The sequence below is a fragment of the Kribbella pittospori genome (assembly GCF_004331465.1).
Taxonomy (GTDB): domain Bacteria; phylum Actinomycetota; class Actinomycetes; order Propionibacteriales; family Kribbellaceae; genus Kribbella; species Kribbella pittospori.
The window spans coordinates 307,012-328,697 of record NZ_SJKB01000007.1; the positions used below are offsets into that span (position 1 = coordinate 307,012).

Genomic DNA, 21,686 nt, shown 5'->3' on the forward strand with positions numbered 1-21,686 from the left:
ACGCGCCTTCGCCCGCAGACGGTGAATGCCGACTCCGGCGCGCTGTCCTCCGGTGGAACGGTAGCGTGAGGGTATGCGGCTCGGCGTACTCGACGTGGGATCCAACACCGTCCACCTCCTCGTGGTGGATGCGCATCGCGGTGCCGCGCCGTACCCGGCGTACTCGCACAAGACCGAACTGCGGCTGGCCGAGCACCTGGACAAGGACGGCAAGATCGCCCAGTCCGGGGCGGACGGGTTGGTGTCGTTCGTGAAGGAAGCTACCGAACTGGCCGAGGACAAGGGCTGTGAGTCGGTGCTGGCGTTCGCCACCTCCGCCCTGCGGGAGGCGCCGAACGGGGACAAGGTGCTGGACCGGGTCAGCGCCGAGACCGAGATCGACCTGCAGGTACTGAGCGGTGAGGACGAGGCCCGGCTGACGTTCCTGGCGGTCCGCCGGTGGTTCGGCTGGTCGTCCGGGCGGCTTGCGGTGTTCGACATCGGCGGGGGATCGCTGGAGATCGCGGCCGGTTCGGACGAGGAGCCGACGGTGGCGGTCTCCGCACCGCTCGGTGCCGGCCGGCTGACCCGGGAGGGCCTGTCCCAGGACCCGCCGGCCAAGGACGAGGTGAAGGCCCTGCGCAAGCGGATCCGGATGGAGATGGCCGCGGTGGCCGGGCCGGTACTGCGCGCAGGCGAGCCGCAACGGTCGGTCGCCACCAGCAAGACGTTCCGGTCGCTGGCCAGGATCTGCGGTGCGGCGCCGTCCGACGACGGACCGTACGTGCCGCGCTCGCTGGACCGCGAGGACCTGGCCGAGTGGATGCCGAAGCTGACCAAGATGAGCGCCGACGAGCGGGCCGAACTGCCCGGGGTGTCGGCGGGGCGCTCCACTCAATTGCTCGCCGGTGCGCTGGTCGCGGACGCGGTGATGGATCTGTTCGACCTCCCCTCCCTCGAAGTGTGCCCGTGGGCGCTGCGGGAAGGCGTCATCCTGTCCCGGCTCGACCAGTTGCAACCGCGGTGAACCAGATGAACCCGAGTACGACGGCCAAGATCGGCCTGTCCACAGCCTCCGTCTACCCCGAATCGACCGCCAGCGGGTTCGAGCTGGCCGCCCGGCTCGGGTACGACGGCGTCGAGGTGATGGTCGGCATCGACCCACTGAGCACCCAGATCGACGCGATCAAGCGGCTGGTCGACTACCACCAGCTGCCGGTGCTCGCGATCCACGCGCCGTGCCTGCTGATCACGCAGCGGGTCTGGGGGACCGACCCGTGGGGCAAGCTCGAGCGCAGTGCGGAGGCGGCGAAGGATCTCGGCGCCGATGTGGTCGTGGTCCACCCGCCGTTCCGCTGGCAGCGCGACTACGCGCGCGGGTTCGTCGAGGGGATCGCCCGGCTCGAAGCCGAGACGGGCGTCATCTTCGCGGTCGAGAACATGTACCCGTGGCGCGCGCCCGGCAGGGGCCTGCAGGCGTATGCGCCGAGCTGGGACCCGACCGAGCAGGACTATGCGCACACCACCCTGGACCTGTCGCACTCGTCGACCGCCGAGCAGGACTGCGTTGAGCTGGCCGCGACGATGGGCCGGAGCCTCACCCACATCCACCTGACCGACGGCACCGGCTCTGCGAAGGACGAGCACATGGTGCCCGGCCGTGGGACTCAGCGGGCCGCCGATCTGCTGGCCGGCCTGGCGAACCAGGACTTCCGCGGCCACATCATCATCGAGATCAACACCCGCCGCGCGACCAGCCGGTCCGAGCGCGAGGTCGACCTGGTCGAGTCGCTCGAGTTCACCCGCAAGCACTTCGTCCGGACGTCGCGCCGCTCATCGTTCGCGGTCACTCCCCAGGGCGAGATCTCGGAGCTCACGTCGTGAACACCCGCGGCGGATCCGGCGGTACGGCGGAATCTGGCGCGGCCCATACGACGACCGCCGGGCGGGCGGGGCGTCGTCCCGGCGGCCCGGACACCCGCGGCGAGATCCTCCGCGCGGCCCGGGAATCCTTTGCAGACAAGGGTTTCACGGCCACTTCGATCCGCGCGATCGCCCGGGAGGCCGCGGTGGACGCGGCCCTGGTGCACCACTACTTCGACAGCAAGGACGAGCTGTTCATCGAGGCGATGGCGATCCCGGTCGACCCACGGCAGATCGCCGCGCGCATCATCGACGGTCCGCGCGATGAACTCGGCCGGCGGATCGCGACCGCGTTCCTCGGCGTCTGGGAGTCGGCTGAAGGTCAGCAGCGGATGAAGGCGATCTTTCGCAGCGTGGTCAGCAGCGACGAGGTGGCCCGGATCATGCGCGAGGGCATCACCCAGATGATCATCCAGCCGGTCTCCAAGGTGCTCGACGTACCTGACGCACACCTTCGCGTCACGCTGGTCGCGACCCAGCTCATCGGGCTTGCGATGGCCCGCTACCTCGTCGAGCTCGAACCGGTCGCGTCCGTCGACCTGGCCACCCTGATCGACCGGCTCGGGCCGGTCCTGCAACTTCATCTGACCGGTTGATGCAGCTCCCGACCGACCGCGAGATCGAGACTCTGCATCGCGATCACGCGCCCACCCGCGACGCCTTCGAGTCCGTGTACGAACACTGCCGGATCGTCTGTGAGCTCGCCTCGCAGTACTTGCCGTCGCTGGACGTCGACGCTGATCTGGTCCGCGCCGGCGCGCTTCTGCATGACATCGGCGTCTACCGGCTCTACACGGCTGGGGTGCTCGACACAGTTGACTATGTGCGGCACGGCGTACTCGGGCATGAACTGCTTGCTGGTCTTGGGTTCTCCGAGACGATCAGCCGGTTCTGTTCCCGACATTCCGGAGTCGGTATCACGCGGGACGACGTACTGCGGCAAGGTTTGCCGATCCCGGCGGCCGACTATGTGGCGGAGTCGCGCGAGGAGGAGTTGGTCATGTACGCCGACAAGTTCCACAGCAAGCGGACTCCGCCGGTGTTCGTGAGCGGTGCGTCGTACGAGATCGCCGTACGTCGGTGGGGTGAGGAGAAGGCGGTCGCGTTCGCCTCGCTGAGGCACCGGTACGGCGATCCGGAACTGGAGTCCCTCAGCGCTGCCACCGGCTACGCGGTGATCTGACGTACATCAGGACAGGAGGTGTGGCTCTTGTCGGCGCCTGGTCACGCTGGGAAGCCTCCCGGCGAGTCCGGCTTCGGGGAATACCTCCTGTTCTTGGGTACGCAAGCTGTTGCCAAGTGTGTGGTCTCGGGCTAAATTCATCACATGATGAAAAACGCGGTGAGTTGCCGGGACGTCGTGGTGGTGCGCGGCGACCGGGAGGTCCTGCACGGGGTCGGGTTCGACCTGCGGACCGGGACGGTGACCGGGCTGCTCGGTCCCTCCGGCTGCGGCAAGACGACGCTGATCCGCGCGATCGTCGGTCTCCAGGCCAAGGTCACCGGCGACGTCTCCGTCCTCGGACTGCCCGCCGGTGCGCCCAAGCTGCGCGGCCGGATCGGGTACGTCACCCAGGAGCCCAGTGTGTATGGGGATCTGAGCGTGACAGAGAACCTGCGCTTCTTCGCCGCGGTGCTGGGGGTGCCGGCCGACGACGTGGGCCGGGTGATCGACGCGGTCGATCTGCGGTCGCATGCCGACGTACGCGTGGATCGTCTGTCCGGTGGGCAGCGGTCGCGGGCGTCGCTTGCTGCCGCGCTCCTCGGCGACCCGGAACTTCTCGTCCTCGACGAACCGACCGTCGGCCTGGATCCCGTTCTCCGGCGGGATCTCTGGGACCTCTTCCATCGGCTGGCCGACGCTGGCGCGACCCTTCTCGTCTCGAGTCACGTGATGGACGAGGCTTCGCGCTGCGATCGCCTGCTGTTGATGCGCGACGGCGAGCTGCTCGCCGACGACACCCCGCAGGCCCTGCTCGAATCGGTCGGGACCGACGATATCGAGCAGGCGTTCCTCACCCTGATCGAACAGAAGGCAGGTGCGCGATGACGCCCCGGGTCACCTTCGCCGTCGCCGCTCGGGTCCTCGCCCAGTTGCGCCGCGACCACCGCACCGTCGCGATGCTGATCGTGCTCCCCACGTTGCTGGTCAGCCTGATGTGGTGGATGTTCCACGACTCACCCGGCACCTTCGACCGGTTCGGTGGGCCGCTGCTGGCCGTGTTCCCGGCGATCATCATGTTCATCGTGACCTCGGTGGCGACGCTGCGGGAGCGCTCCACCGGCACGCTGTCGCGGCTGTTCACGATGCCGATGGCGAAGGTGGATTTCCTGCTGGGCTACGCGTTGGCGTTCGCCCTGATCGCTGTCGTCCAGGCTCTCGTGGTCGTGTCGATCGCGCTGTATGCCCTCGATCTGACCATCGAGGGAGCCGCCTGGCAGCTCGGTGTGGTCGCTGTACTTGACGGCGTTCTTGGTACGGCGCTTGGTCTCTTCGCGAGCGCGTTCGCGGCGACCGAATTCCAGGCGGTCCAGATGATGCCGGCCGTGATGATCCCGCAGATCCTGCTCTGCGGACTCCTCCTCCCGCGCGACCAGCTGCCAACCGTGCTCCACGCCGTCAGCGACCTACTGCCCCTCTCGTACGCCGTCGACGCCGTCACCGGAGTTGCCCAAGGCAACGGCTTCGGCGCGGGCGCAGGCAGCGACGCCCTGGTAGTCACCGCCTTCATCCTCGCCGCCCTAGCCCTAGGCGCCGCCACCCTAAAACGCCGCACAGCCTGAGGTTTCCCACCCCTCCGCAGTTGAAAGTCCTACAGAGGTATAGACCGATAACTCGTCCGCTTGGTTGATAACAACTCAGGACGACTGCGCAGGCACCGTCCGCACCTCACTCACGTACCTGCCCCGGAAGACGATCTGCGTGTGGTGCCCGGCCGGAGTGTTGAAGTACACCCAGTGGTCGTCGTTCCCGTGTCGCCCGATCACCCGCACGCTCGAGTAGCCGCGGAGGTACTGCTTCGCCGACATCCGCGCATCCGGCTTCCCCAGCAACCGCTTGACCTGCCGCTTACTCATCCCGTTCGTGATCGTCACCCGTCAACGCTATGAGGCCGCCACCCCCGCCCACCCCGGATGGCAGCTACCGGTCAACCGGCCAGGTGGGAGACGTTGTGCCAGGCGGGGTCTTCGGTGACCTCGACGGAGACCGGTCCGTGCGGCCAGCCGGTGGTGGCGGCTTTGAGTTGGGCGCCGGCCGGTGTCGTGCCGTCGGCGTAGTAGTGGAGGGTCCGAGTGCCGGCCGAGGTCTCGTGGGCGAGCAGATTGCCGGAGCCGCCGAGACGATCGGTCAGGTGGTCCTCAAACCGGCGCAGTTCATCGAGCATCTCGGACTCCGGTAGCCCGTCGTCGCGCACCACGGGGTATTGGATCGAGACCGCGACGTGGGTGTCGAGGTGCGGCCGCCGGATGGACCGCAACGGGTACTCCGCCGTCGCGATCAACCGATGCCCGTCCCGCGTCCCCTCGAGCATCTTCCACGCCGGACTCCCGTCCTCCAGCGTGTGATCAGCCGCGAACGCAGCAACCGCAGGCAGCAACGCCTCGATCGGCACGGCATCGGCCGGCGCCTCGGCCAGCGTGTCGATCGCCCCGACCCACGTCTCCACCATCTCCTCGCCCAGCACGAGATCGAGCATCAGGAACGTCACCCGCCGCTGCACATCCACCGGCAGTTCCGGGAATGCAGGATGATGTACGCCGACGTGGATCGCCGACGAATCCGGCTCCATCGACACCACGGCCTCATCGATCGGGATGGGCGGCAACCCGTCGAACCGGATCGTGAACGCGGGCCCCGGTCGCCGCAGATCGGCGTACTCCCAGGTCCGGTCCGACGGCGGAGCGGCCCGAAGCCAGCGTCGCGCGACAGCACGCCGGCTCGGGTTCCCGGCCGCGGTGACGATCAGTACGTGCTGGGCGTGCAGTCCAGGACCGAGCTCCCACTCCAGATCCGGGTCGATCCGCGCGATCAGATCGGTCAGTACGTCGCTCAGATCCGCCGGCACCTGACGTGCGATCGCATCGGCCACCTGCGCCGCGCCGGATTCGCTCCACCAGGACCAGAACGCGCCGATCGGGTCGGCCTCCACGGCAGTCCGCTTGCGACGCTTGAAGATGGGCATGGACGCATCCTCTCCCGGTCATGGGTGCGTCCGGCCGGTGGTTCCCGGGACGGCGACGTACCGTCACCGACCTGGCGTCAACAGTAACCGGCGACCGAACCAGTGACCTCGGTGGTGTGGTGCCTGCCACACGATTCGCGAGGCTCAGGTTCAGGCGCGTAGCCTGCTGACACCACTGGCAGATGGGGCCGGGTGGGTCGATGAGGAGGAACACGTAGTGCTTCGGCGAGTCCTGCTGGGCATGTCCCGCAGCCCCCAGATCAAGAAGGCGGTTTCGTCGCTCCCGGTGTCCAGTGGCATCGTCGCGCGCTTCGTCGCCGGTGAGACCGCGCCGGAGGCCGTGCTGGCCACCGAGAAGCTGGTCAGCAACGGCCTGAACGTCACCCTCGACCACCTCGGCGAGGACGTCACCGACCTGGCCGCAGCGACGGCGACCGCGGACGCGTACCTCGAGCTGCTCCGCAAACTGGCCGAAGCCGGCCTGACCAAGAACGCCGAGGTCTCGGTCAAGCTGTCCGCAGTCGGCCAGGCGCTGCCCGGCGACGGCGAGAAGATCGCGCTGGAGAACGCGCGGACGATCTGCCTCGCGGCCCGCAACGCCGGTACGACGGTCACCCTCGACATGGAGGACCACACCACCACCGACTCCACGCTGAGCATCCTGCGCGAACTGCGCCAGGACTTCCCGGAGACCGGTGCGGTGCTCCAGGCGTACCTTCGCCGGACCGAGGGCGACTGCCGCGACCTGGCCCACGCCGGCTCCCGCGTCCGGCTGTGCAAGGGTGCCTACAAGGAGCCCGAGTCAGTGGCGTACCAGGACAAGCGCGGTGTGGACAAGGCGTACGTCCGGGCCATGAAGGTCCTGATGAACGGCGCCGGCTATCCGATGATCGCGTCGCACGACCCGCGGCTGATCGCGATCGCCGGCTCGCTCGCCGACCGCGCCAACCGGCAGCCGGGCAGCTACGAGTACCAGATGCTCTTCGGCATCCGCCCCGAGGAGCAGCTCCGCCTGTCCGGCCTCGGCCACACGATGCGCATCTACATCCCGTACGGCGAGGACTGGTACGGCTACCTGGTCCGCCGCCTGGCCGAGCGCCCCGCCAACCTCCAGTTCTTCGCCCGCTCCCTGATCAGCAAGAAGTAACCGCCTGCTGGGCGCTCGGGTCCGCGGGCAGCCCGGATCAGTAGTGTGTTGGCCATGACTAGTCAGGTGGCCATTCTCGGGGCCGGTGTGATGGGGGAGACGTTGCTGTCCGGGCTGATTCGAGCCGGGCGGCGACCGCAGGAGCTCCTCATCACCGAGCGCCGGGAGGAGCGAGCCGCCGAGCTGCGGGAGCGGTACGGCGTCGACGTCGTGACCAATGTGGACGCGGCGGCCAAGGCGGACACGCTGGTGCTGGTGGTGAAGCCGCAGGACATGCCGGATCTGCTCGCCGAGATCGCCCCGGCCGTCCGGTCGTCGCAGACCGTGGTCTCGCTGGCCGCCGGCATCACCACCGGGTTCATCGAGTCGCGGCTGCCTGAGGGCGTGGCCGTCGTACGCGTCATGCCGAACACGCCGGCGCTGGTCGACGAGGGTATGGCGGCGATCTCTCGCGGTGCGCACTGCGATGAGAGCCACCTGGAGTTGGCGGAGGGCCTGTTGGCCGCGACGGGACGGGTGATCCGGGTGCCGGAGAAGCAGCAGGACGCAGTGACGGCGATCTCCGGGTCCGGACCGGCGTACCTGTTCTTTGTTGTCGAGGCGATGATCGAGGCCGGCGTCCACATGGGTCTGCCGCGGGGGACCGCTACGGAGCTCGTCGTACAGACCGTTGTGGGCTCGGCGAAGTTGCTGCGGGAGACGGGGGAGCACCCGACCGTGCTGCGCGAGCGGGTGACGTCTCCGGGAGGTACGACGGCCGCCGCCGTACGCGAACTGGAGGATCACAAGGTCCGCGCCGCGTTCCTGTCCGCGATCGAGGCCGCGCGTAACCGTTCGCGCGCGTTGGCCGCCGAATAACACCTCTGCTACCGGTGGCGTTATTGTTGGCGCCGCAGTTTCCTGCCGTGTTCAAGGGATGAGTCGACTATGGTCCCGCCCATGAGTAATCGTTCGGAGCAGGAGAGCCCCGAACAGGTGAGCCCTGCCCCCGTGCGCGCGGCTCAGGTCCCGGACCTGCCGTGGCGGGTGCCGTTGGATCCGGCGCCGTGGTGGGCGTGGGCGCTGTTCGTCGCGCCGTTCATCGTCGTACCCGCGCTGAACTCCTGGCTGTGGATGGGCGCCCGCGACATGCTCGCGGTCGGACTGCTCACGATCATCGGGGCGTCGGTCGTGCGCGTCGCCGGCGGCGTCGTCCTCTACCGCGTCGAGCTCACCGCGACCGCCCTGCGCGCCCGCACCAGCATGCTGGTCCGCAGTCTCGCCTGGCAGGACGTCGACACGATCGAGGTCGGCGACGACAACGTCGTACTCACCCGCGGCCAGGACGAGAACGAGATCAACGGCATCCCCCGCGACCGCACCGCCGAGGTAGGCGCCGTCATGGAAGCCATCCATCACGAGGCCGCCAACACCCCCACCCACCACCACCGCCCCCGCCCCGGCATAGGCACCCTCCTCGTCCTCACCTACCTGATCCTGTCCATCGGAGCCTTCCTCCTCCGCTGGCACCTCGTCTGACCCAAGCGCGAACAGTTGCCGTAGGCACGTACTCCCCCCGAAGCCCACGGTCGCCTCGCCCTGGCCACGTGCCGGCCTGTGGTGTACAGCCCAACAGGTAGTGCACCCGCGATACACCGTCCACAGCACGCCAAGCACGCTCACCCGCACTACCAACCCCCCAACACCTCCTGTCGAGCTGCACGCCTGCGGCGGCAACCGGGAGTCCGGGCCGGGCGGCGGACTCGGTGTCAACGGGGTTTGGGGCTAGTGCTTTCCCCAGGGGCCTTCGCCGGCTACTTGTTCGACGGTGATTCGGGCTATGACGCCGGTGTGCCAGATGCCTTGGCCGAAGGGGAATTCGGGGAGGTTGAGGTAGCGCTGGGAGAGGCGGTCCATCAGGGCCTTGTAGTCGGCGGGGATGTCCGGGCCTTCGAGTTTGGCGGTGCCGCGGATGGTCAGGTACTGCGTGATGCCGCGGGAGCTCACCTGGTCGTCCTGGACGAGCAGGGTGACGCGGGGGTCGCGGCGGAGGTTGCGGGTCTTGCGGTGGGGGTGCTGGATGCCGATCAGGATGTCGTCGCCGTCGCGCTCGGCCCAGACCAGCGACGCCTGGGGCGATCCATCCGGGTCGAGGGTGATGACAGTGACGTCCTTGGGCTCGGCGAAGAGCCGGTGTGCGCTTTCGGGAAGACCGTTCATGGACAAGACGCTAGGCGCCGCCGTGGGAACCTCTGGGTACCCTGACGCCCGTGGACGGTTTGGATCCGGGGAACGTGTTTCTCGCCGACTGCCCGGCCCGTCTCGCGGTCGAGGTGATCGCGGACAAGTGGGCCGTGGTGGTCCTGTGGGGCCTGAACGACGGCCCGCGACGGCACACGGAGTTGATCACGCTGATCGGCGGCATCTCCAAGAAGGTGCTGACCCAGACGCTGCGCCGGCTGCAGACGAACGGCCTGGTCACCCGCGAGAACTTCGGCGGCGTCCCACCCCGCGTGGAGTACGAGCTGACCCCACTCGGCCGCACCCTGATGGGCCCGATCCGCATGCTCACCCTCTGGGCCGAGGAGAACGGCGAAGCAGTCCTGGACGCCCAAGAGCGAACATAGACACCCACAAGAGAAACTAAGGACATGGATTTCTCTTTGTGGCCCGCGGCCAACCGGACCTGGCAGGACGTGCTCGACGGAGCGGAGTACGCCGAACGGACCGACTGGCACGGCGTCTGGATCGCCGACCATTTCATGCAGAACGGTGACGACCTGTCCGTCCCGGTGAACGAGTGTCTGGCCCTCATCGCCGGTATCGCCGCCCGCACCGAGCGAGTGCGCGTCGGCTCGATGGTGCTCGGCAACACCTACCGCCATCCCGCCGTCGTCGCGAACCAGGCGGCGACCATCGACCAGATGAGCAGCGGCCGGTTCGTGCTCGGGATCGGGGCCGGCTGGCAGGTGAACGAGCACGAGGTCTACGGGATCGAACTGCCGCCGGTGCGCGAGCGGCTGGCCCGGTTCGAGGAGGCCTGCCAGGTGATCAAGGGCCTGCTCACCCAGGACCGCACCACCTTCGACGGCACCTACTACCAGCTCGCCGGCGCTCCCCTGGAGCCGAAGCCCGCCAGCCTGCCGATCATGATCGGCGCCGCCGGCGAGAAGGTTGCCCTCGGCATCGTTGCCCGGTACGCCGACGAGTGGAACCACTGGGGCAACCCGGAACTCGCCGCCCACAAGGGGAAAGTCTTCGCCGAGCACTGCGAGCGCATCGGCCGGGATCCCAAGTCGGTACGCCGTTCCGCCCAGACGATGCTGGAGATCGTCGTACCGGGGGACACCGAGGCGGCCGAGCGCAAGGAGCGGCTGGAGAGCCGCGGCGGGCACGTGATCATGGGTTCGGCCCAGGAGGTGCTCGACGTCGTGGCGCAGTACCCGGCGGCCGGGATCGACGAGGTCCTCGTCCCGGACTCGATGCTCGGCACCGGCAACCGCCGCTTCGACGCCCTGGAACGCCTCCGCGAGGAAGTCTTCGCCAAGATCTGAACAGCCAGGATCTAGAGGGACAGCGCGGCCATGACCGGCCAGTGGTCGCTGGGCAGCCGTCCGCCCGGGCGGTAGTGGGAGACGGCTGCCTCGTCCACCGTCCACCCGGCGCCGACCAGGATGTGGTCGATCCGCTCGTTGTCCTCCGCGCCGCTGAAGTCGTGCCAGCTTCCACCGGCCGCGATCGGTACGGCGTACCGCAGGCCGGCCTCCGTCAGCACCTTCAACGCCGGCGAGTCCGGCGTCGCGTTCAGGTCGCCCATCACGATCCACGGCAGCGCACCGGTCGTCCAGCGGGCGATCAGCCGCGAGGACTGGAGTTGGGCGACCTTGCCGGCGTGGTCGTAGTGCGCGTTCGCGACGGCGATCGTCGTACCGTTGCGGTGCCGCAGCCAGACCAGCGTCGCGATCCGGGTCAGCTGCGCGTCCCAGCCAACGGATCCCGGCGTACCAGGGTCGTCGGACAGCCAGCGTGTCTCCTGTTTGTCCACCCGCCAGTCACCCGGCCGGACCATGACGGTGCAGTGCTCGCCCGCGTCCATCCCGTCGTCCCGGCCGACACCGACGATCTCGTACTTCGGGAAGCGCCAGCGCAGGTACTCGAGCTGGTCGGGCAGCACTTCCTGCAGCCCGACCACGTCCGCGTCGAGGTGTTCGATCGCCGCCACCGCCGCATCCCTCCGCACCGGCCAGGCGTTGTCGCCGTCCGGCGCGGAGGAGTTGCGGATGTTGAAGGTGGCGGCGCGAATCTTCATGGAGCAGATCCTGCCAAACCCATCGCGCGCTCCGCCGCCCGGAGCCGGGGCAGGCTCGCTTCCAGCGCCCGGTCCCGGCCTTGCGCGAGCAGTTCGTCGATCGCGCCGGGGTCGGTCGTCAGCCGGGCGTACTCCTTCTGCAGCGGCTCGAGTACGGCCAGCACCGCGTCCGCGACGTCCCGCTTCAGCTCGCCGTACGACGAGTACGCCGTCGCCAGCTGCACCGGGTCGCCGTCGGTGCAGGCGGCCAGGATGTCGAGCAGGTTGGTGATCCCGGGTTTCGCGGCCTCGTCGTGGCGGACCTCGTTGTCGGAGTCGGTGACGGCACGCATGATCTGGCGCCGGATCACGTCCGGCGGGTCCAGCAGCCGGATCGTCCCGACCGCGTCGTCGGCCTCGGACTTGCTCATCTTCTTGGTCGGGTCGGCCAGATCCTTGACCCTGGTCGCGTACGCCGCCTTGGCCAACTGCGGTACGACGAACGTCTCGCCGTACTCGCGGTTGAACCGGATCGCCACGTCACGAGCCAGCTCCACGTGCTGGGACTGGTCGCCGCCGACGGGGACCCGGTCGGCGCCGTACAGCAGGATGTCCGCGGCCATCAGGCACGGATAGGTGAACAGCGAGGCCCGCGTCATCGGCCGGCCCTTGCCCTTCTCCTTGTACTGGATCATCCGGGACAGTTCACCGACGTACGACGTGCATTCGAGCAGGTACGCGAGCTGTGCGTGGGTGTTGACGTCGGACTGGACGAACACGGTGCCCGGTGCGGTGCCGGCCGCGAGCATCAGCGTCGCGAACTCGCGGGTCAGCGTGGCGAGCCGTCTGGGGTCGTGTTTGGTCGTCATCGCGTGCAGGTTCGCGACGAAGTAGAACCCCTCGGGGTCGGTGAACCGGCGCAGCGCGCCGAGGTGGTTGCCCAGCGTCAGACGGCCGGACGGGGTGATGCCGGAAAGCGTGGTCATGTCGATGCCCTTTCGGTGCGTGGATGCCTCACCGAGGGCATCAAAAAAGGCCGCCTCGGCGAGGCGGCCTCTTGGATGCGTGTGAACGCTGGGGACCGCCCTAGGCGGCCCACCACAGCTGCAAGTTCGTGTTCACGCCATCAGCATAACCGATCTCACTTGACCGCCGGAAGCGGCGCTACGAGGGACTGGACGGTCAGTTCGTTGCGGGCGTTCTGACCGAGGGTGATCGAGGTGTGTACGCCGTCGCGGAGGTAGGAGGTGATCCGGCTCGGCTTGGCGGCCAGGTACTCGGCCCAGCGGATGATCCGCAGGTTCGGGTACTTCTTCTGGGCGTCGGACAACTGCAGGTTGACCCAGGCGGAGTTGCGCTGGTCGGCCATCTGCACGGCCGCGGTCTTGGACCACCGGGTGGCATGCACGTTGATCCAGTACACGTACCGGTTCGAGCCGGCCAGTTTCATCGCCCGGTCGACCTGGGCGGCGAACTTGGGCGGGTCGAAGATGTCGTTGCTGCCGGTCGCCATCAGGATCCGGCGCGGCAGACCGTACGCCGTCGCCCACTGGGCCATCGCGTCGACGGCGCCGGACGTCGGCCGCCCGGACCAGTTGTGCACGGCCATCTGGCTGCCGTCGCGGCCGATCAGCCGGGTCGCCAGCGACTTGCCGTCCTGGACGGCGATGCTGTCGCCGAACATGAAGACCCCGTTGGTCGCGAGCACCCGTTTGATCTGGGTCTCGGTCGAGATCGCCTTGCTCATGGCCTGCCAGGGCCCGAGGTCACCGGAGCCGTACGGGCCGCCGAAGGCGGCTTCTGTCGATGTCGCAGTCGAGACAGCCACCGTCGAAACAGCAACCACGGCCCCCGCCGTAAAGATCTGCCGCCGATTGGGTCTCGCCGAGTTCATGGCGTTCCTCACGGGATGGAACAGTGAGGCCTAGACCGCTCCAGTGCAACCCTCCGTGACCGAATCGCGGCCTGAATTGCAGCTTCCTGCAAGTCTTGTAACACCTTGCAGTGTTTGCGCGATGAAGCACGTGCCTGGCACCAGCACGGCGGGACGGGCGAGCGCGGCCTTGGAGGGGTGTCGCGCCCGCCCGTTTCCGCTGCCGGCTCAGCTGGAACCGTTGGCCAGTTCCTCGATGATCGGCCCGGCCACCGCCATCAGCTCCTCGGGTGACGCGTCGAGCCCGTCCAGCCGGACCAGGTGCCGCCCGATCACGAGCCCGAGCGTCAACGCTCCGATCACCCCCGAGCGCAGTACGGCGTCCTCACCCGGCAACTGCTCGGCGATCTGTCGCTGCTGTCCTGTCATCGCCGCCCGGACCTCCGTGGCCGCTTCCGGATGACTGAACATCGCCCGCATCGCCGCCAGCGCGGCCGCCGGTTCGTCGGCCAGCTTGTCGGTCAACGCGGCCGTCAGCATTGCGGCGATCTCCTCGGGCGAACCCTTGATCGGCCCGTCCGGGGGAATGGTCGCGGCCTGGGCGAACAGCTTGTCCTTGGACCCGAAGTACCGCATCACCAGGCCGGCGTCGCTCCCGGCCGCCTCGGCGATCGCGCGGATCGTGGTCCGGTCGTACCCGTACTCGCCGAACAACTGCCGCGCCGCCGCCAGGATCCGCTCTTCCGTCCGCCGTCGCTGCTCCATCCTGGTAGTCACGGCGCTCAGTCTACGCATGTTGACTCAGCGGTCGATCCGGCCTAGATTTTCAGTCAACACCCGTAGACCGAAAGGGCTTGATCATGACACTGGCGATCGTGCTGAGCTTCCTGGCCGGGCTGATGGGAGCGAACGGGATCCCGCACTTCGTCCTGGGCATCACCGCCCGGGAGTACCCGAACCTGACCGGCAACTCTCCGGTCCGCAACGCGGTCGGCGGAGTGGCGGCGTTCGTCATCGCCGGGCTGCTCACGTTCTGGGCGCATGTAGGCGATCACCCGGTGGCGGCCGCGGTCGCCGCCGTCGCGGGTGTGCTGCTGATGTCCGTGTTCCACGCGCGTGGTGGTGCTTACCGGCTGAACGCCAGATTCGGGAAACCAGTGCCCGTGCGGTGACAGCTAAGGTCGGAGGCATGAGCGGTGAGGCGATGCTGGTCTTCGACGAGGGTCTGACGGCGTACGACTTCGGGCGCGGGCATCCGATGAGTCCGATCCGGGTGGAGTTGACGATCCACCTGGCGCGGGCGCTCGGCGTACTCGACGAACTCAAGGTCGTTCCGCCTCCGACGGCTGACGACGCGCTGCTCCGGACCGTGCACACGGCCGACTACATCGCCGCGGTCAAGCGCGCCGGGGAGCATCCGGAGGTGTCGGATCTCGAGCACGGGCTCGGCACCGACGACACGTACTGCTTCCCCGGAATGCACGACGTCTCCGCACGCATCGTCGGCGCGAGCGTCGAGGCGGCGCGGGCCGTCTGGGAGGGTGAGGTGCAGCATGCCGCGAACATCTCCGGCGGTCTGCACCACGCGATGCCCGACCGGGCCAGCGGTTTCTGCGTCTACAACGATCCGGCCGTTGCCATCCAGTGGCTGCTCGACCATGGTGCCGAGCGGGTCGCGTACGTCGACGTCGACGTGCACCACGGGGACGGCGTACAAGAGGTGTTCTACAACGATCCGCGGGTGCTGACCGTGAGTCTGCACGAGTCGCCGACCACGCTCTTTCCGGGCACCGGCAGTGCCGGCGAGACCGGGGGACCTGACGCGGAAGGTACTGCGGTCAACATTCCGCTGCCGCCCGGGACCGGGGATGCCGGCTGGCTGCGGGCGTTCCACGCGATCGTTCCGGATGTGGTGAAGGCGTTCCGGCCGCAGGTCCTGGTGACCCAGCACGGCTGTGACTCGCATGTCGAGGATCCCCTGGCCCACTTGACGAAGACAGTCGACGGGCAGCGCGCGGCGTACCTGGCGTTGCACGACCTGGCGCACGAGCTCGCGGACGGGAAGTGGATCGCCACCGGTGGCGGTGGGTACGCGATCATCGACGTCGTACCGCGGGCCTGGAGCCACCTGCTGGCGATCGTCGCGGGGAACCCGATCGACCCGCAGACCCCGGTGCCGGAGGCCTGGCGCGAGGAGGTCCGGATCCGGTTCCAGCGGGTCGCGCCGATGCGGATGACCGACGGCCAGGACGCGTCGTACACGGACTGGGCGACCGGCTACAACCCGGACACCTGGCTGGACCGATCGATCAAGGCGACCCGCGACGTCAGCTTCCCACTCCTGGGCCTCGACCCCACCTACTAGGCCACGGCCAGTCACACGAGTCCCCCTCTTTCCCATTCGTACCAACAGCCACTACGCTCGTTGCATGCACGGACGGAGGTGCCGGAGGGGAAGCCGGCGCACGATCCGTGCTGGAAGTGCGGTGCGCAATGGCATCAAAGAAGTCCGGTGGTGAGCAGCCGCTCGCCGAGGTGAAGTTCCTGACCGTGGCGGAGGTCGCCACGGCCATGCGCGTGTCCAAGATGACGGTGTACCGCCTGGTGCACTCCGGTGAGCTGCCCGCGGTGCGGGTGGGTCGTTCGTTCCGGGTGTCCGAGGATGCCGTGCACGACTACCTCAAGGGCGCCTTCTTCCAGGCCGGATAACCACGAGAAGAGCAAGCGGCCGGATCCCTCGGGACCGGCCGCTTCGCTATGTCCGGGACACGTCCCGCAGCGCCACCGTCGCCTGTTTCACGGCGTCGTCCGGCAGGCCCGACCACAGTTCGTGGTGCGCGACCGCACTGGCCTGCACGGCGCGCTCGGCCAGGGCGACGCCCTCGTCGGTGAGCCGGATCTGGGTGCCGCGGCCGTCGTCGGGATCGGGCTCGCGGACGACCAGGCCGCGCCGGACCAGCTGATTCGTCACGTTGCTCGTCCCGCCGGTGGACAGCAGCAGGCTGCGGCTGAGATCCGACGGCTTCTGCCGGTACGGCGGTCCGGATCGGCGCAGCGACACGATCACGTCGAACTCGGCCGTGGTCAGCCCGAGGTCGCGCAGTACCCGCCGGGTCGCTTCGTTGAGCTCGGTGGCCAGGACGAGGATCCGCTTGGTCAGCTCGCTGGTCGGATACAACACCCCCGGCAACTCCCGCTGCCACGAAGCAATCAACCGATCCACTCGGTCCGAATTCATGGTTGCGAACCCCCACTCCCCACCGTTCTTCCTGCCCGAGGGGCAACGCACGGGTGTCTGGTCATGGTTGGCAGTCTAAGTGTCTTTGATGATAGCTTTCAGAAAAGCTTTCTAGTGAGGAGATACGTATGCGCTTGTTGTTGCGTGGTGGTGTGGTGATCGACACCGAACCGGACGTGGTGGCCCGGCGGGCCGACGTACTGATCGAGGACGGGCGGATCGCGGCGGTCGGTCCGGAGCTGATCGTGGATACCTCGGACGTCGAAGTGATCGATGCATCGGAGCGGATCGTGCTGCCGGGGTTCGTGGACACGCACCGGCATCTGTGGCAGACCGCGTTGCGTGGCGTCACGGTCGACGACGATCTGGGCACGTACTTCGAGCGCGTGCTGAGCTCCTACGGCTCGAAGTTCCGTCCGGAGGATGTTGCTGCGGGCAACCTCATGGGTGCGCTCGAGTGTCTCGACGCGGGAATCACGACGGTCCAGGACTACTCGCATGTGCAGTCGTCGCCGGCCCACGCCGACGCGGCCCTGGACGCGTTGGAGCGCAGTGGGATCCGCGCGGTCTTCGGTTACGGCCCTTCGCCGCTGAGTGGTGGCGCAGTCGACGCAGACGGGATGCGGCGGATCATGGACCGTCGTTCGGAGCGGATCGGGCTCGCGGTGGCCGCGATCGGACCGTCGTTCACGTCGTTCGAGACTGTCGGTGCCGACTGGGAGCTGGCCGATTCGCTGGGTGTGCCGGTTGTCGTGCACATCAGCAGCAGCTCGCAGATTCCGGACCCGATCACGCGTCTGCGGGATGCCGGTCTGCTACGACCCAACACGCTCTATGTGCACGGGAACCGGTTGCCGGACTCCGAGCTGAAGCTGATTGCGGAGTCGGGGGCATCGGTGTCGACAACCCCGACCGTGGAGGCGCGGATGGAGATGGGTGAGCCGCTGGCCGGCCGGCTGCGTGCGGCCGGTGTCAACGTCAGCCTGGGCATCGACGTCGTGACGAGCGCGGGCGGCAACATGTTCACCGCCATGCACGAGCTGCTCGCCCTGGGCTACAAGACCTTCACGGCAGCCGATGTACTGCGTATCGCCACCATCGGAGGTGCTCGCGCCCTCGGACTGACCGACGTCGGATCGCTTGCTGTAGGCAACCGTGCCGATCTGATGATGCTTCGTCACACCGACATCAACCTGGCCGGCGGGTTGCACGACCCGATCGCCACCGTTGTCACCGCGGCCCACCCCGGCAACGTGGACACCGTCCTGGTCGGCGGCACGCCGGTCAAGCGGGACGGCAAGCTGATCAGTACGTCGCTGCCGGCCGCCTACGAGGCCCTGGCCGAATCGACCGCCTACCTCACCGCTTGAGCAAGGCTCTGATCGCGGTGGTGATCTCTGCGGGGGACTCCTCGGCCATGAAGTGACCTGCGGTCGTGGTCTGGTGGTGAAGGTCCGGAGCCCAGGCCCGCCAGAGCGCCGCGGCGTCGAAGCCGAGTGCCGCTCCCCAGTCCTGCTGGATCACCGTGACCGGCATCCGCAGCTTGTTGCCCTGGGCAAGATCGTGCTGGTCGTGGGTGACGTCGATCGCTGCCGAGGCGCGGTAGTCCGCGACGATCGACGGCACCGCGTCCCGGCAGGCGTCGAGGTAGGCCGCCCGTACGTCGGCCGGGATCGCCGCGGGATCATTCGTCCACAGGTCGAGGAAGTGGCCGAAGAACGCCTCCGGGCGGGCCGCGATCAGCTCCTCCGGGAGGCCGGGTGGCTGCGCCATCAGGTAGAGATGGAAGCCGACGGCAGCGCTCGTGCCGTGCATCACGTCCCACATGTCGAGGGTGGGTAGCACGTCCAGGCACATCAGATGAGTGATCGTGTCCGGGTGGTCGAGGCCTGCCCGGAACGCGACCAGCGCGCCACGGTCGTGACCGGCCAGGGCGAACGTGTCGTGTCCGAGGTTCCGCGCCACGGCGACGATGTCCGCGGCCATCACTCGCTTCGCGTAGTCGTCGGCGGGCTTGTCGCTCTCGCCGTACCCGCGGAGATCGGGGCAGATGACGGTGTGGTCGGCGGCCAGGTCGGTGGCGACGTGCCGCCACATCAGGTGGGTCTGCGGGAACCCGTGCAGCAGGACGATCGGCGTACCGGAACCTCCGACGGCGACGTTGAGTTTGACGTCGCCGTCGCCGGAGATGCGGTGGTAGTCGAAGCCGTTGATCTTCATGCCGGCCAGGATCGCGCGCGCGAATGAGCGTTGGATGAGCGCTACGGTGGCCGGGTGGATTTCGGGGTGCTCGGGCCGGTGGTGGCCTGGGATGATGCCGGCCGGCCGGTGGGCCTGAACGGACCGCGGCATCGGGCGGTGCTGGCTCGGTTGATCGTTGCGCGCGGACGCGTCGTACCGGCTCGGCTTCTGGTGGACGACTTGTGGGTGCATCCGCCGGACGGTGCGTTGAGTGCGGTGCGGACGTTCGTCGCGGCGTTGCGGCGGGCGTTGGAACCGGAGCGGGCGCCGCGGTCGCCGGCGCGGTTGCTGGTGACTGAGGGTCCGGGCTATGCGTTGCGGACGGATGCTGTTGACGCGTGGCGGTTCGAAGCGGCTGTTGGTGCTGCGTTGCCGGCGGGGGAGTTGGTGCCGGTGCTTTCCGAGGCGCTGGCGTGGTGGCGCGGGCCGGCGTACGCGGAGTTTGCTGACGAGGGTTGGGCGCAGGGTGAGCGGTCGCGGTTGACGGAGTTGCGGCTGCGGGCGGTGGAGCGGTTGGGGGAGGCGCGGTTGGCGGTCGGGCTTGCTGCCGAGGCTGTGCCTGAGCTGGATGCGCATGTGACCGAGCATCCGTGGCGTGAGGACGCGTGGCGGTTGCTGGCGCTGGCCCTGTACCGGACTGGTCGGCAGGGCGACGCTCTCGCCGTACTGCGTCGGGCTCGGGCGATGCTGGTCGGTCAGCTCGGGGTGGATCCCGGTCCGGCGCTTGGGCGGTTGGAGACCGACATTCTCAACCAGGCCGCGCATCTGGAGCCGGTGTCGGCCGGACACGTGTGGGCGGAGGCTGCTGCGGCGTACGACCGGGTCGTTGGGGGCAATCGGGCTCGGCTGGAGTCGACGGTGGGGCTGCTGCGGAATCTTGCCGTCACGGGTGGCGGTGGTCTCGAGGCTGCGCGGCAGCACCGTCTCGCTGCGATTGCTGCGGCTGAGGAGTTGGGGGATGTCGATCTGACTGCGCGGGTCATCGGTGCGTACGACGTACCGGCGATCTGGACGCGGTCGGATGACGAATCGCATGCTGCGGCGATTGTGGCGGCGGCGGAGCGGGTGTTGCCTACGCAGGAGCATCCCGGGGTGCGGGCGCGGCTGCTGGCGACGGTTGCGCTCGAGTCGCGTGGTTCGCTGGATCCGCGGGCTCGGAACGCGGCGCTGGAGGCTGAGTCGATCGCGCGCGGGTTGGATGATCCTGTTTTGCTGGCGTTTGCGCTGAACGGGGTCTTCATGCAGACGTGCTATCGCGCGGGTCTCGCTTCCGACCGCTCGGCGATTGGTGCTGAGCTGGTTGAGCTGTCCCAGCGGCATGGGCTCTTTACCTATGAGGTTCTGGGGCATCTCATCCGGCTGCAGTCGTCGTGCGCTGTGGCGGACTATGCGGCCGCCGATCACCACGCCGAGGCTGCCGATGAGTTGGCTGCCCGGCATGAGTTGCCGCTGGTCGGTGTCTTCACCCGGTGGTACGCGGCTCTTCGCGAGGACACTCCGGAGGCCTACCACCAGGCTGCTGCCCTCCTGGACGCCGCATCCATGCCTGGCCTGCAGTCGGGCCTCCTCCCATTGGCTCTGGCCTGCCACGCAATCCGCCACGACCTGCCCGTGGTTGAAGCCGGCTACGGGCCCCACATGGCGTGGGTCCGTCCGCTTCTCCTGCTGTCGCAGAACCAATCCGCCGAAGCAGGCCGGGCGCTCGATCACATGCCCGACCCACCACCGGGCCTGCTCCTAGAAGCTCACTGGGCTCTGGTCGCCGCGGCGGCCAAGACCCTCAACCACGAGCAACCGTTGGCGCGTGCCCGAGCCGCGCTGACTCCAGCCGCGACAGAACAGGCAGGAGCCGGGTCTGGCCTGCTGACGCTGGGGCCCGTTGCGACCTACCTCTGACCCACGCGATGCCTGTTTCGAGATCAACCTGTCGGCCCGAGGTCGTCTGGGGAGCTGGTCTCGGACTTGCGGTCGGCGGCTTGGCGGAGCTCGTGGTGCGACTGGTGGGCGGTCGTACGGTAGGCCTCCTCGTACGCTGCCAGCGCGCCGGCGACGCCGGAGCCGTGACCGCGGCGCTTGGCCCAGGAGGCGAACCAGGTCAGCCCCGTCAGCACGGCGACGAGTCCGCCGAGGAACACCACGTAGGCCATCTCTGCAGGCTACCCGTCAACGGTGGAAGGCGGCCTCGAGTCGGGCCAGGAGGATGTCGGCCCCGTGCTGCACGCGGGTGACCAGCTGCGGGCCGTGGCGTCCGGCCAGTACTTCGGCCCGTACCTCGGTGACGATCGATCGCTGGACACCGACCAAGGCGTTGGCGATCGCCCACGACTCCATCCGTCCCGTCCCCTCCGAGCGCAGCAGGATGGCGAGGGCGTCGGTGGTGGCGGCGACGATCTCGCGCTCGCGGGCCTGCAGCGACGGGCTGCCGGCCACGACCCGGGCGGCGGTGGTGATCAGGTCGACCGCGCCCGGGTCGGCGGCGTGCGCGACGTTCGCGATCGTGAACCGGCGGAACGCGCCGATCGCCGACTCCCCGTCCGGGCGGTCACCGACCGCGGCCAGCGTCGCCGCCTGGAACTGTTCCAGGCCGCCGCCGAAGAACAGGTCGTCCTTGGTCGGGAAGTAGTTGAAGACTGTTGCCTCGGACACCTGTGCGGCCCGGGCCACGTCGACCACGGTGACCGCGTCGAACCCGTGCGCGACGAACAACTCCCGCGCCACGGCCGCGATCCGCTCGCGCGTCTCCCGCTTCTTCCGCGCCCGCAGTCCGTCCGCCTCCTTCACACGGTCAGGGTAATGGTTCTAGAGTGACCGTAAATATAGGGTGACCCTAAGAA

Annotated in this window: 27 protein-coding genes; 16 read left to right on the plus strand and 11 right to left on the minus strand. The window is 68.4% G+C overall.

All coding sequences use genetic code 11. The annotated features are described in order from the left end of the window. The first annotated feature begins 73 nt into the window (after positions 1–73). The 6 genes from E0H73_RS23550 to E0H73_RS23575 all read left to right on the plus strand — a co-directional run bounded on the left by E0H73_RS23550 (position 74) and on the right by E0H73_RS23575 (position 4,686). A complete protein-coding gene (locus E0H73_RS23550) occupies positions 74–1,006 on the plus strand; it encodes a Ppx/GppA family phosphatase (protein WP_131360085.1) in 933 nt (310 codons plus the stop codon). A 5-nt stretch (positions 1,007–1,011) separates the two neighbouring features. Next, a complete protein-coding gene (locus E0H73_RS23555; RefSeq protein WP_131360087.1) occupies positions 1,012–1,863 on the plus strand; it encodes a sugar phosphate isomerase/epimerase family protein in 852 nt (283 codons plus the stop codon). After that, positions 1,860–2,498, plus strand: a complete 639-nt coding sequence (locus E0H73_RS23560; RefSeq protein ID WP_131360089.1) for a TetR/AcrR family transcriptional regulator — start codon at positions 1,860–1,862, stop codon at positions 2,496–2,498. Before E0H73_RS23555 ends, E0H73_RS23560 begins: the two co-directional genes overlap by 4 nt. Further along, positions 2,498–3,085, plus strand: a complete 588-nt coding sequence (locus E0H73_RS23565) for an HD domain-containing protein (RefSeq protein WP_131360091.1) — start codon at positions 2,498–2,500, stop codon at positions 3,083–3,085. The genes E0H73_RS23560 and E0H73_RS23565 overlap by 1 nt, the downstream gene beginning before the upstream one ends. Before the next feature lie 144 nt (positions 3,086–3,229). After that, positions 3,230–3,952 (plus strand): ABC transporter ATP-binding protein, encoded by a 723-nt coding sequence (locus E0H73_RS23570; protein ID WP_131360093.1) that lies wholly within the window; start codon positions 3,230–3,232, stop codon positions 3,950–3,952. Further along, positions 3,949–4,686: an ABC transporter permease gene (locus tag E0H73_RS23575; RefSeq protein ID WP_131360095.1), complete on the plus strand. Its 738-nt coding sequence runs from the start codon at positions 3,949–3,951 to the stop codon at positions 4,684–4,686. The genes E0H73_RS23570 and E0H73_RS23575 overlap by 4 nt, the downstream gene beginning before the upstream one ends. A 75-nt stretch (positions 4,687–4,761) precedes the next feature. Here the strand turns inward: E0H73_RS23575 and E0H73_RS23580 are convergent, their stop codons facing one another. Then, positions 4,762–4,998, minus strand: coding sequence for a hypothetical protein (locus E0H73_RS23580; protein ID WP_131360097.1), 237 nt, complete (start codon positions 4,996–4,998; stop codon positions 4,762–4,764). Positions 4,999–5,051: 53 nt separating this feature from the next. Then, positions 5,052–6,086 (minus strand): DUF695 domain-containing protein, encoded by a 1,035-nt coding sequence (locus E0H73_RS23585; protein WP_131360099.1) that lies wholly within the window; start codon positions 6,084–6,086, stop codon positions 5,052–5,054. A 217-nt stretch (positions 6,087–6,303) separates the two neighbouring features. On the opposite strand from E0H73_RS23585, the gene E0H73_RS23590 reads away from it, so the two are divergent. From E0H73_RS23590 to E0H73_RS23600, 3 genes are all read left to right on the plus strand, one after another. Next, on the plus strand, positions 6,304–7,233 hold the full coding sequence (locus tag E0H73_RS23590; RefSeq protein ID WP_131360101.1) for a proline dehydrogenase family protein: 930 nt from the start codon (positions 6,304–6,306) through the stop codon (positions 7,231–7,233). Between the two features lie 54 nt (positions 7,234–7,287). Beyond that, positions 7,288–8,091 carry a pyrroline-5-carboxylate reductase gene (gene proC, locus E0H73_RS23595; protein ID WP_131360103.1) on the plus strand — a complete coding sequence of 268 codons (804 nt, stop codon included), beginning with the start codon at positions 7,288–7,290 and terminating at the stop codon, positions 8,089–8,091. Between the two features lie 81 nt (positions 8,092–8,172). Further along, positions 8,173–8,751, plus strand: a complete 579-nt coding sequence (locus E0H73_RS23600) for a hypothetical protein (RefSeq protein ID WP_238164186.1) — start codon at positions 8,173–8,175, stop codon at positions 8,749–8,751. Between the two features lie 246 nt (positions 8,752–8,997). On the opposite strand, the gene E0H73_RS23605 is transcribed toward E0H73_RS23600, so the two are convergent. After that, positions 8,998–9,432 (minus strand): PPOX class F420-dependent oxidoreductase, encoded by a 435-nt coding sequence (locus E0H73_RS23605; protein WP_131360107.1) that lies wholly within the window; start codon positions 9,430–9,432, stop codon positions 8,998–9,000. Between the two features lie 50 nt (positions 9,433–9,482). Between E0H73_RS23605 and E0H73_RS23610 the strand changes: the two genes are divergently transcribed. Beyond that, positions 9,483–9,839: a winged helix-turn-helix transcriptional regulator gene (locus tag E0H73_RS23610; protein ID WP_131360109.1), complete on the plus strand. Its 357-nt coding sequence runs from the start codon at positions 9,483–9,485 to the stop codon at positions 9,837–9,839. Positions 9,840–9,863: 24 nt separating this feature from the next. Then, positions 9,864–10,766, plus strand: a complete 903-nt coding sequence (locus E0H73_RS23615) for a TIGR03560 family F420-dependent LLM class oxidoreductase (RefSeq protein ID WP_131360111.1) — start codon at positions 9,864–9,866, stop codon at positions 10,764–10,766. Positions 10,767–10,777: 11 nt separating this feature from the next. Here the strand turns inward: E0H73_RS23615 and E0H73_RS23620 are convergent, their stop codons facing one another. From E0H73_RS23620 to E0H73_RS23635, 4 genes are all read right to left on the minus strand, one after another. Further along, positions 10,778–11,521, minus strand: coding sequence for an endonuclease/exonuclease/phosphatase family protein (locus E0H73_RS23620; protein ID WP_131360113.1), 744 nt, complete (start codon positions 11,519–11,521; stop codon positions 10,778–10,780). After that, complete coding sequence (gene trpS / locus E0H73_RS23625; RefSeq protein WP_131360115.1) at positions 11,518–12,486, minus strand: tryptophan--tRNA ligase; 969 nt, start codon at positions 12,484–12,486, stop codon at positions 11,518–11,520. Before trpS ends, E0H73_RS23620 begins: the two co-directional genes overlap by 4 nt. A gap of 155 nt (positions 12,487–12,641) precedes the next feature. Then, positions 12,642–13,328 carry an SGNH/GDSL hydrolase family protein gene (locus E0H73_RS23630; RefSeq protein ID WP_131360117.1) on the minus strand — a complete coding sequence of 229 codons (687 nt, stop codon included), beginning with the start codon at positions 13,326–13,328 and terminating at the stop codon, positions 12,642–12,644. Between the two features lie 273 nt (positions 13,329–13,601). Next, positions 13,602–14,150 carry a TetR/AcrR family transcriptional regulator gene (locus E0H73_RS23635; protein ID WP_202867525.1) on the minus strand — a complete coding sequence of 183 codons (549 nt, stop codon included), beginning with the start codon at positions 14,148–14,150 and terminating at the stop codon, positions 13,602–13,604. Positions 14,151–14,233: 83 nt separating this feature from the next. Between E0H73_RS23635 and E0H73_RS23640 the strand changes: the two genes are divergently transcribed. From E0H73_RS23640 to E0H73_RS23650, 3 genes are all read left to right on the plus strand, one after another. Next, the gene (locus E0H73_RS23640; protein ID WP_131360121.1) at positions 14,234–14,545 is read left to right on the plus strand and encodes a hypothetical protein; all 312 of its coding nucleotides are present in this window, start codon (positions 14,234–14,236) and stop codon (positions 14,543–14,545) included. Positions 14,546–14,562: 17 nt separating this feature from the next. After that, positions 14,563–15,738, plus strand: coding sequence for an acetoin utilization protein AcuC (locus E0H73_RS23645; protein WP_131360123.1), 1,176 nt, complete (start codon positions 14,563–14,565; stop codon positions 15,736–15,738). A 128-nt stretch (positions 15,739–15,866) separates the two neighbouring features. Continuing rightward, positions 15,867–16,082 (plus strand): helix-turn-helix domain-containing protein, encoded by a 216-nt coding sequence (locus tag E0H73_RS23650; RefSeq protein ID WP_012923942.1) that lies wholly within the window; start codon positions 15,867–15,869, stop codon positions 16,080–16,082. Between the two features lie 46 nt (positions 16,083–16,128). Here E0H73_RS23650 and E0H73_RS23655 read toward each other — a convergent pair whose 3' ends face one another. Then, entirely contained in the window at positions 16,129–16,611 is a 483-nt protein-coding gene (locus E0H73_RS23655; protein ID WP_131360125.1) for a MarR family winged helix-turn-helix transcriptional regulator, read from the minus strand. Positions 16,612–16,739: 128 nt separating this feature from the next. Here E0H73_RS23655 and E0H73_RS23660 point away from each other — a divergent pair, with 128 nt between their 5' ends. Continuing rightward, positions 16,740–17,981: an amidohydrolase family protein gene (locus tag E0H73_RS23660; protein ID WP_238164187.1), complete on the plus strand. Its 1,242-nt coding sequence runs from the start codon at positions 16,740–16,742 to the stop codon at positions 17,979–17,981. On the opposite strand, the gene E0H73_RS23665 is transcribed toward E0H73_RS23660, so the two are convergent. Beyond that, entirely contained in the window at positions 17,971–18,831 is an 861-nt protein-coding gene (locus E0H73_RS23665; protein WP_131360127.1) for an alpha/beta fold hydrolase, read from the minus strand. The two genes, E0H73_RS23660 and E0H73_RS23665, sit on opposite strands and share 11 nt — an antisense overlap. 54 nt (positions 18,832–18,885) lie before the next feature. Between E0H73_RS23665 and E0H73_RS23670 the strand changes: the two genes are divergently transcribed. Next, positions 18,886–20,748 carry an AfsR/SARP family transcriptional regulator gene (locus E0H73_RS23670; protein WP_131360129.1) on the plus strand — a complete coding sequence of 621 codons (1,863 nt, stop codon included), beginning with the start codon at positions 18,886–18,888 and terminating at the stop codon, positions 20,746–20,748. Positions 20,749–20,771: 23 nt separating this feature from the next. Here E0H73_RS23670 and E0H73_RS23675 read toward each other — a convergent pair whose 3' ends face one another. Next, on the minus strand, positions 20,772–20,999 hold the full coding sequence (locus E0H73_RS23675) for a hypothetical protein (protein WP_131360131.1): 228 nt from the start codon (positions 20,997–20,999) through the stop codon (positions 20,772–20,774). Between the two features lie 16 nt (positions 21,000–21,015). Further along, positions 21,016–21,633, minus strand: coding sequence for a TetR/AcrR family transcriptional regulator (locus tag E0H73_RS23680; protein WP_131360133.1), 618 nt, complete (start codon positions 21,631–21,633; stop codon positions 21,016–21,018). Positions 21,634–21,686: the final 53 nt, after the last annotated feature.